Here is a 9557-nt window from a genome sequence, read left to right as displayed (position 1 = left end):
AAAAAGACGACATGATTAAATCCATATTGATAGTTGAAGACGATATAACATTCGGTATGATGCTGAAAACCTGGTTAGGCAAAAAAGGGTTTGAAGTGTCATCGGTAAGCAATATAGCCCGCGCTCGGAAGCATATTGAAGAGAATGCGGTGGACTTGATTCTGTCCGATTTGCGCCTTCCCGACCAAGATGGTATTTTTCTACTGAGATGGATGAGTGAGCAGGGGTTCAACATTCCATTAATCATAATGACCGGATACGCGGATATTCAATCGGCCGTTCAGGCGATTAAATTAGGCGCGAGAGATTATGTAGCCAAACCGGTTAACCCGGAAGAGTTGCTTCAGAAAATAGCGGAAGCTTCTCAAGAACAGCCGCTCGCACCTGCTGCACCATCCAAGGCCTCCGGTTCATCAGCCGCGCCCAAGCAGGACGCAAATCCCTCCTATATGGAAGGAGAAAGTGACGCCGCCAAGCAATTATACAGTTATGTAGGCCTCGTTGCCCCAACCAATATGTCTGTGTTGATCAACGGAGCAAGTGGAACGGGAAAAGAATATGTAGCCCTCCGGATTCACCAACTCAGCAAACGCAGCAGTCAACCTTTCATAGCAGTAGACTGTGGCGCTATTCCCAAAGAGTTAGCCGCTTCTGAATTCTTCGGACACGTAAAAGGTTCATTCACCGGAGCACTTGCCGATAAGACCGGTGCTTTTGTAGCCGCCAACGGAGGTACAATCTTTCTGGATGAGATAGGCAACCTGAGTTATGAAGTCCAGATCCAATTACTACGTGCCCTGCAAGAACGCAAAGTGCGTCCGGTAGGTTCTATGCAGGAAATAACGGTGGATGTTCGCCTCCTGAGTGCGACCAATGAAAATCTGGAGCAAGCGATTGAAAAAGGAACCTTCCGTGAGGACTTGTATCACCGGCTCAATGAATTCACGCTACGCATACCCGACCTTAAAGATCGGCAAGAAGACATCTTACTATTTGCCAATTTCTTCCTCGATCAGGCTAACCAAGAGTTAGACAAACACTTGATCGGGTTTGACTCCAAAGCCTCGCAGGTCTTACTTGGCTATCATTGGCCCGGTAATTTGCGCCAAATGAAGAATATAGTGAAACGCGCCACCTTGCTGGCCCAAGGAAGTTTCATCACTCCTTTAGAATTAGGAGAAGAATTGCAAGAAACACCCTCTTTGGGAGGAAGCAGCATCGCCCTACGCAACGAGGAGACCGAAAAAGAGCATATTTTAGAAGCATTGCGCCAAACGGGTAACAACAAAAGCAAAGCCGCGCAGTTGCTAAACATCGACCGTAAAACACTTTACAATAAATTGAAGTTATACGCCATCGACCTCTAAAGAAGCTATCGATACGCTCATCATTTAGTCGCTTGTATCCACTTGGCATGAGTCTCAGCGTTTTGTAATACCCTTCGTTGTCAGCAAATCGTTTCGTATGCCTAACTTCAACCTTGTTTTTTAGATCACTTGCAAAAATACGGGGGTAATATAAGCATTTTGCACAATGATGCAACACGCTTATGACTTAATCACTTTTTTGCGTATCGTTCAATATATCAACTAATTGCAATGCGCCTTCTTTTTTTCAATCATTTTATTCTGAGGAACGATAACTATTGCTTATTTTCTCAAAAAACAGAATATTCAATTCACCAAACAAGTCTTTATCTTAGCCATATCGTGCGCAACTATTCGTAGATTTAAGCAATCTTTTTCTATGTTTAGATCCTTCTATTTCCTGTTGCACTATTGTGCGACGGCTGTTCCACATTATGTGGGACACGTGTTTCACAATATATGAGTCAGCTGTTCCACAGATGTGGAACAGGAAAAAGAATGGGCAAAGATGCTTTTTACTAGGCGTTTCCTACTATTTGCAGGGCGATTTTAGCCATGTAGGTGGCCTTTGAAAATCGGCTTTATCTGTTGATTAGATCAGTCCGAGAAAAGCATGCGCATTGTAGCAGGCTTTCAATCAGGAATTTACAGCAAAAAGTGATTATGACATGAAAGTGTTGTATCATTCTGTAGCTCGCTTAAATTTCATATTTTACCGGTTAATTAGTTTATAGATGCAGGCTATCTCTCTTGATTTTAGGGAGATCTTAGCTAAAAAGGAAGTAATGAATATCCTCCTATTCCTGCATCGATTAACGACGATGTATAGCCTCATACTTCTGCAGGTGATTCGAACTTTTGGGTAATCGACACGTCATTTTTCAATTGCCCGGGGCTTTCAGCCAAATGCCCGGGGCATTCTACCCTATTGCCCAGGGCATTTCTCAAACAGCCCGGGGCTATTGACTCAACCACCCACTTCTTTTGGAATGCCCAAGTAATGCAAAAGGAGCAATCCTACTTTCATGCCCAAAAAGAAGAGTAAACTGACTGAAAATAGCGCATTACAATGCCTAAATACTTTGTTTTGTTTTTCCCTTTCAGCTTTCAGTTTCAGCTATAAACAACTAGCAATTAATAACTTAATCCTGAAACCTATTACAAAGTCGGCCTTCAGCCTTTCTCTATCAGATTCGATTCAGTTGTTCTCCGCACTAACCCGGCAATTTATGTAAGGAGTTTGCAGGGCAAAGGAACTGAAAGAGGCATCCCCACCTTCAGCCTCAGGTTTCAGCCTTATTCAACTGTATATCTGCTTATTATCTAGCAAACTGAAACCTGAAAGCTACAAACAAACATTGCGTAGAGGAGCTGTAGCTATGGTAGGAAGGCAGACGGGCAAGTGTGGAAATATTCCACACTCGATTCCACACTTTCCACACCTTTTGCACACTCTCCCCGGTTGCCCGTTTTAGAATAAACACTGATTTAAAGCAAGTTACCCAACACATTCATCTTTGGCATGCGCTTTGATCCTTATTAGATAGAAATAATAAAACAACCGTTTCCTTAACGTCAAACGAGAGAATTGAAAATAGAAAAAGAATCATTTAAAAGTAACTGGTTATGAAAAAGTTAGTATTAGTAGTAGCAATGTTTATGTTTGTTTGTGGTGGTTCATTCCTTGTAAAGGCTCAGAATGCAGCAAGTGTTTCTATGGAACAGGGGGCTGTAAAAGACACAGTAGTTACTGACACAGTAGCTAAGCCTGCACAAGACGAGCCTGTCAAGGAATAACCACCCACAGCTTCGCGGCAAGTCTGCTGAATAAAAGTAAGCACACTACAAAAAAAGCCATCCCCACTTGTCTATTCCAGGGATGGCTTTTTTCTTTGTTTAAATCCTTATCGATTCAGCACTATCGATTGCCTCGCTCCAACACGGCCAATTGGGCATACAGTTCAACCAAGGCCCCCTGCTGTAAGATCTCCCAACTATCTTTAGATGTTCCACCTCGTAAATCATTATCGTTCAACAGATTGTTACTCTGGTGGCAACTACTGCTCCAGGCATGAAGCATTGACTTCTCAATATCATCTACATACTTCCGATCGTTATCGATGGAGTAGAGTTCAAAAAAGCCCCTACACATTATCGTATTGAACCAGGCATGTCCCGGAGCGAGAATATTGAAAGATAAACTCAATTCTTTTGAGCGATAAGGCATAAACCACTTATTATGGCAAGCTTCCGCTATAGCATAAGCTTCGTCCAAATACTTCTGCTCTCCCGTGATTTTATATAGCAGACACGCCGCTTGCAAAGGTTGCCCGGAATTATAAGAATACTTATTGGTTTCAATATCTCCCGGTAAATTCGGATCGTCCTTATTGGGGCGTACGTTGTCATAAAACAGATGATCAGACTTATCCTGCAAAACATTCAACATATAGTCGTAACATTTGATTGCCCAATCCAGGTATTCCTGTTCGTGCGTGACCAGATACATTTTGCATCCCATTACGGCCGTTGGCCGGTAGAGCAAGCGTGTTTGCTCTTAGTATGCTCATTCAACTCTTTCCAGTGTACACCTCCCCCACAAGTTTCATCCCAGCCGTGATCAATGAGGTAACGCCACACTACCTTGGCCTGCGTTAAGAAACGCATTTCTTTGGTTTCTACATACCAGTCCACCATATCAAGTCCGATCCAGACATTGTCATCATAAAAGCGTTCGTTACCTGTAGCCGGATAACAAGAATAGGCCAACACTCCACGATCTAACTGACAGAAGTACTGTATGCCTTTGAACATCATATCATCCATGGCATGATACATATTCTCCACTTCACTCTCTTTGGTTGCCTCACGCATAGCGACAAAAGCCGAAAGGCCTCCACCTTGCCCCCAAACGAGCGCATCACCATCCCAATAACCTTTTCCATCATAAGGATAATTACTGCGCCAACAGCTTCTGGAACTCTTACCAAAATAATAGCCAATAACAGAAGTCATATACGAATGCGCACGTCCCAACATGGCTGGTAACTTCAATTCCGGTTCCTCTACTTTCTCATGATAAGGCATCACCATACGAGTTTCGGCAACGGAGCGCTTGCCGCTTTGCTTATAGCAACCGCCGAAACTTCATAAGTTGAGAAGTAAGGAAGCTTCAACAGATACTCTTGCAGCGAGTCACGCTCCACCTGCAAGATAATATGCCCCGGCGTAAAATCAACAGCCCGGGATAAGTTCACCCCTACATCCCGATAAGAGAGTTCTACCATATCCACATCACGGTTACTCGGGTTTATCCATTTCACCAGAAGTTCATTCTCATTACCGGTAGCTTCGACAGCAAACGAACCTACGGGAGAAATATTACCACTAACGGGATCATTCATTTCTGACTTCGACTTATCATCATCACTGCAAGACGGTAGGAGAAGCAGAGCCAATAGAGTGAATGTAAACAGCTTGAATATTATTTTCATTTTAATTCGATTTAAAGGTTACTTAAAAGGCGATTCAATAGGAGCCTCAACAAATCTGGTTATAGGGAATTCAGTATCATTCCAACTATCATACTTCGAGATGTGCATCAACAACTCGTGATCGGAATTGGTTCCATCTTCAATATACGAAGTCGGAGCACCGGCCGAGAAATCCCAACGAGCTAACAAGCCTACAGGGTTTACTTCCTGAAGATTCCATGCGTTGGCTTTAAGTTGTTCTTCCGTACGACACACATACCAAATACGTGCTTCAAGTATAGCACCATCCAAGAAACGCTTGTTATCACTAGCTTTACCGATACTAACCCTTCCACCGTCATTACCGGCACAAAGATCTACCTCCGTGTAATCGATATCCGTTTTGTGGCTATCGTCCCATTTAACCTGCTTGCCATTGATGTAGAGTTTGTATTTCTCATTATAATCATCTTTGCCTTTTGAGCCATCTACCACCAATGCGATATGCGACCACTTTCCGAGTTCAAAGGCTCCGTGTCCGGTTCTGAGTTTAAGCTTATCATTCGTACCTACCAACTCCATCTGTCGGCCTTTGTTGTTTTCCCAGTCACCGCCTCGAAGAATGAAGTAACCTTCTTTACCCATAAAGGTTTGCAGCCAGTTCATTCCATCAATACGGGCAACCAACTCCCAAGTCATTTTCTTCAACTTAAAGTCGTTCGTCGCGGTTTTAATAGCTCCCAGCCCGTCGCCGGTCATCTCTCCGAAATGCGTCCATACGGCATACTCTTTACCCAAATCCATATACCAACGTTTGTCAGGCGCAATTTTCACCTGGATAGGTTGCGATACTTGCCCTTTCGCGTCAGTCAAAGTAAATGAGGTTTCTCCGGGTTTTCTTCCGGTCACTTTTACCACATTGCCATACACCTCCAAGCGAATAGTCTTCGAATCACCTGCGTCCTGAATCTTATACTCGCCGTTACCGGTAAGTATCTTCACTTGCTGAGAACCTTGGTTCGCTTTTATCAAAACACCATTCGCATCAGCATCCGTAGTGATCTGCTTGGGTGCAATCACATTCAGATTGACGAAAGCCTCTTTGCCTTTTTGGTCCGTCACCTTGATCTCGGCATTTCCCTGACCGATACCTTTCACTGTAAACGTTTCCGTATCTTCGAGTGTGGACTGATCAACTTCCACACACTTGTTTTCGTCAATCACTTCCAACGAATAACCTCCGTTGCCGGTATAAATCTTGATCAGCGCTTCGTCGGCACCCTCCACCTGTGAGTAGAGGGTAAATAGCGTCTTATTTAGTTTCAAGTCGAATTCTGCGGCCGTATGCACCAGAATCTTAGCACGTTTGAAATACTTATCATTGATATAGACTACGCCCTGCGCATTGTTCTGCCCTTTGACAGCGGTTAATTTCACGGTGTTACCATCGATCTCTGCCGTCACGACTTCTTCATTTGCTGAAGTCACAACATAGTCTCCATTACCGGATGTTATGTTTATAATACGGGTGTCGCCTTGCGCTATATTGATTTCATTGGTATCAATCTGTAGCTCAACCGCATTGTCGGGAGCCTCACTATTCCGGTTGTCGTCATCATCGTTGCAAGCACAAAGGCAAATCAATAACGAGAGAGCGAAATACTTTATAACTTTCATATATATTATAATTAGGGTTTAACATTTCCGGCTGAATTATTCAGCCGGAAAAAAGTGAATTACTCTTCTACATCTACATTCGGATATTCAACTCTCAGCACATCTTTAGACATGGAGAAAGTTCCTTCGAACGACATTCTCAAGGGTTCGCTTTGTGTTGAGTCCAGATACTCATAGGCAAGTTCAACAGTCGTGATCTCGGTGTAGTAACGTTGATCATTATAATTATATGTATACTTACGACTGAGTTTGGCACTGTATGGCTTAAACTGCAATCCGGCTACCTTGCTGGACAGAGTAACACCTCCCCACTCATCGCGTTCTATCTCAACCACATAATTTAAATAATCCGACGTGTTGGCACGTGTTTTTTCACCCACAAACATATAGCAGATATCATTATTAATCGCATAGAGTTGCGTACTGGTGATCTCTGTCTTATATGTTGTTCCTTGCTGTGTAATAACGCCTTTACCGCTATACGTACCGGAGTAGTCGTTCTTGAAACCAATGTGAGCCAATACTTTAGTATACTTATTCTGCCCCATAGGTTCACCGGTCGAAGAAGCTATACGTATCGGTAATACATAATCGTCGTATAAGCTTCCTACTTCAGCGATCTTATTCAGATCGATTTTGACAGTTGCTGTTGCCTTCAGCTCACCTTTCGGAATGGTCCATGAATTAGCATCAAAAGCATAGGCTTCTTCCGGCAATGTCTTATAATATAGGTTCGTTTGATTCTTATACTTATCCCAGTTATACCCGGCTAATGTATCCGGATCAAGCTCTACTGTTAACACAATTTCTTTATCATTCCCGGAGGTTCCGTTTACCCCGAAGTAAATAGGCAGCATCGTTGTATTGTCTTCGGCTACTTCCAGGGCATATTCCTGCCATCCGTTATGGACGATGTATGAATTCTTCATGAACAGTTCATCGGCCAAACCGTCGTTACAAGAAGTGAGTCCCGCCATTGCAGTGGCCAGAAGGCACCCCATTATTCCATATATATATCTTATTTCTTTCATAACAAGCTCATTTTATTAGTTTTACCATCCTGGGTTTTGTGTCAAATTCACGTTACGCTTCAATTCGTAAGTAGGGAAAGGCCACAAGTACATTCTTTGTTCAAAAACTTTATGCACGGAGGTGATGATTGTCGGTTTATAGAAATCGGCAATGCGCTTTTCGTCATCACTAATATTAATGTTACATCCTTGCAACAACTGGTTTTCCTCTATCATCGCATCCTTCCAACGACGCAAATCAAAGTAACGCATGCTGTTCTCGCCCAACAATTCAATCTGACGTTCTCGCTTTAATTTCACACGGAAATCATTGCGGTTGTTATAAGTCGCATCGGTGTAATCGGGTACTCCGGCACGCATACGAATACGTTTAATGGCGTAACGCATCTCGTCTACATTGCGTTGGATTGCAACGTCACCACCTGTATAAGTCGCTAAATGATAAACCTGTCCATCGCTCAACTCATTCAACGCCTCAGCATAAATCAATAGCATTTCTCCATAACGGATAGTCATTTCGGTTTTAGCAACTAAATATCCACCTTCAGTTCGGGAGTCTTCCTGATTATAGAACTTCTTCAAAGTAACACCTGTAAGCGGACAGTCTTCTTTGAATCCCTGCTTACCGTCATTTAATCCGCGATAGTAGAATACCTGGAAATCGCGAAACTCCGGTTCGGAAGCACTGGAAGCCTCCCAAAGCGATCCATTATACCCTATGGATGCATAGAAGCGAGGCTCACGGTTGTTGTACATCAAGCTAACCTTAGCAGGCAGGAAGGGATTGGTGGTAGCATAGGCTTGTGTGGTAAAGCCTTCCTTTTGATAGTCACCGGCAGCCTGAGCCTCCGTGATCGAACGTCCATCATTCATCGCATAGGCATCCACTTGCTTTTGAGTAACTGCTAATCGATTGTTTCCTTTCAATGTTTTTGGAGTAGCTTGATAGGCCCAGTCATTGATGTGCCCCGTCCCTTCTTTTGTTCTGGTAAATATCAGTTCCGGATTCTTTGAGCCCAAGATAGTACCATCGAAGATTGATTTATACGACAGTAGCGGATCCACATTCGCCCATCCCTCGGGATAATTCTTATCCGAATACAGATCATTATGAGGAGGGCGCTGAGATGGCAGAACGGTAGCTCTAGGCGGTATAACATAGAGTTCATACAAGCCGGAAGCAGTAGCTAAATCAATCACATCCTTAGCGGCAGCAGCAGCTTTCGCCCACTTTGCTTCATCATAAGTCTGAGACACCAATTGTTTGCCATAGCAGTCTTTTACATTAAAAAGATCGGTATTCCCATTGTAGAGTGGACTGGCAGCGTAAAGTAGTACACGGGCACGAAGTCCTAATGCAGCCCCACGAGTTGGGCGTCCGAGGTTATTAACCGTTCTCTTAGTAGGTAGAGAGCGAGCAGTTTCGGACAACTCTTTATCAACGAAATCGACCAAAACATCAAAATGTTCGCGTGGCAAAGAGAGATCTTCATACGAGAGATTAACATCTAAACCTTCTGTCGGAATCAACGGTACCGGACCATAAACCCGCATCAATGCCCAATAACAGTAGGCACGCAAGAAGCGAGCTTGTCCTTTCATATCCGTTTTCTCATCCATGGTCAGTTCCGGGCAACGGTCGACATTCTCCACAAAGGTAGAGGCTTTACGGATTCCTTCGTAATACTTCCACAAACGTGATTCATTCCGGTTATCATCACTTATCTGATGATCGGCGCTGTAATTGCCTTCAACATATTCTTGCATATCGGGATGATAGAGGTCGTCACTAGCCCAGCGAAATGGTTCGCGATACTCACCAATACGGTCCATTACGCCATACGCACTCGACAGCCATCCTTCGACATATACGCGTTTAGAAAACGCCGAGTCCAAAGAGACCTGATCGTAAAAATATTTGTCCACATTGATATAATCGGTACATGATGAGAAAGAAAGTGTACCTAAAGTCAACAATATGGTATATAGTATCTTTTTCATAATTCGTT

The 9557-nt window shown here is 43.4% G+C and carries 8 protein-coding genes; 2 read left to right on the top strand and 6 right to left on the bottom strand.

What is annotated here, in order from left to right; translation table 11 throughout:
• Positions 1 to 11: 11 nt before the first annotated feature.
• Together JCM10512_RS11830 and JCM10512_RS22780 are read left to right on the top strand one after the other, a co-directional pair.
• Positions 12 to 1367, top strand: a complete 1356-nt coding sequence (locus JCM10512_RS11830) for a sigma-54-dependent transcriptional regulator (RefSeq protein WP_044163297.1) — start codon at positions 12 to 14, stop codon at positions 1365 to 1367.
• A 1626-nt stretch (positions 1368 to 2993) separates the two neighbouring features.
• On the top strand, positions 2994 to 3164 hold the full coding sequence (locus JCM10512_RS22780; RefSeq protein WP_158332214.1) for a hypothetical protein: 171 nt from the start codon (positions 2994 to 2996) through the stop codon (positions 3162 to 3164).
• A 121-nt stretch (positions 3165 to 3285) separates the two neighbouring features.
• Here the strand turns inward: JCM10512_RS22780 and JCM10512_RS24845 are convergent, their stop codons facing one another.
• Genes JCM10512_RS24845 through JCM10512_RS11810 form a run of 6 tightly spaced genes read right to left on the bottom strand, consistent with a single transcriptional unit; the run spans position 3286 to position 9549 of the window.
• Positions 3286 to 3912 (bottom strand): glycoside hydrolase family 76 protein, encoded by a 627-nt coding sequence (locus JCM10512_RS24845; protein ID WP_369346470.1) that lies wholly within the window; start codon positions 3910 to 3912, stop codon positions 3286 to 3288.
• Positions 3888 to 4460: a glycoside hydrolase family 76 protein gene (locus JCM10512_RS24840; protein WP_369346469.1), complete on the bottom strand. Its 573-nt coding sequence runs from the start codon at positions 4458 to 4460 to the stop codon at positions 3888 to 3890. The genes JCM10512_RS24845 and JCM10512_RS24840 overlap by 25 nt, the downstream gene beginning before the upstream one ends.
• Positions 4454 to 4861, bottom strand: coding sequence for a hypothetical protein (locus tag JCM10512_RS23885; protein ID WP_244437138.1), 408 nt, complete (start codon positions 4859 to 4861; stop codon positions 4454 to 4456). The genes JCM10512_RS24840 and JCM10512_RS23885 overlap by 7 nt, the downstream gene beginning before the upstream one ends.
• A gap of 18 nt (positions 4862 to 4879) precedes the next feature.
• Positions 4880 to 6517, bottom strand: coding sequence for a LamG domain-containing protein (locus JCM10512_RS11820; protein ID WP_044163295.1), 1638 nt, complete (start codon positions 6515 to 6517; stop codon positions 4880 to 4882).
• Between the two features lie 59 nt (positions 6518 to 6576).
• Positions 6577 to 7548 (bottom strand): BT_3987 domain-containing protein, encoded by a 972-nt coding sequence (locus JCM10512_RS11815; protein WP_044163293.1) that lies wholly within the window; start codon positions 7546 to 7548, stop codon positions 6577 to 6579.
• A 21-nt stretch (positions 7549 to 7569) separates the two neighbouring features.
• Complete coding sequence (locus JCM10512_RS11810; RefSeq protein ID WP_044163290.1) at positions 7570 to 9549, bottom strand: RagB/SusD family nutrient uptake outer membrane protein; 1980 nt, start codon at positions 9547 to 9549, stop codon at positions 7570 to 7572.
• Between the last annotated feature and the right edge of the window lie 8 nt (positions 9550 to 9557).

This window comes from Bacteroides reticulotermitis JCM 10512 (assembly GCF_000517545.1).
GTDB classification, from domain to species: domain Bacteria; phylum Bacteroidota; class Bacteroidia; order Bacteroidales; family Bacteroidaceae; genus Bacteroides; species Bacteroides reticulotermitis.
The sequence above is the reverse complement of the archived record's forward strand: the minus strand, read 5'-3'. Positions and strand labels throughout refer to the sequence as shown.

Bases quoted from the DNA above. Each gene is read 5' to 3' on its own strand.
- JCM10512_RS11820 (WP_044163295.1), bottom strand. From the start codon at position 6,517: ATGAAAGTTATAAAGTATTTCGCTCTCTCGTTATTGATTTGCCTTTGT.
- JCM10512_RS11830 (WP_044163297.1), top strand. From the start codon at position 12: ATGATTAAATCCATATTGATAGTTGAAGACGATATAACATTCGGTATG.
- JCM10512_RS11815 (WP_044163293.1), bottom strand. From the start codon at position 7,548: ATGAAAGAAATAAGATATATATATGGAATAATGGGGTGCCTTCTGGCC.
- JCM10512_RS24840 (WP_369346469.1), bottom strand. From the start codon at position 4,460: ATGGTGATGCCTTATCATGAGAAAGTAGAGGAACCGGAATTGAAGTTA.
- JCM10512_RS11810 (WP_044163290.1), bottom strand. From the start codon at position 9,549: ATGAAAAAGATACTATATACCATATTGTTGACTTTAGGTACACTTTCT.
- JCM10512_RS23885 (WP_244437138.1), bottom strand. From the start codon at position 4,861: ATGAAAATAATATTCAAGCTGTTTACATTCACTCTATTGGCTCTGCTT.
- JCM10512_RS22780 (WP_158332214.1), top strand. From the start codon at position 2,994: ATGAAAAAGTTAGTATTAGTAGTAGCAATGTTTATGTTTGTTTGTGGT.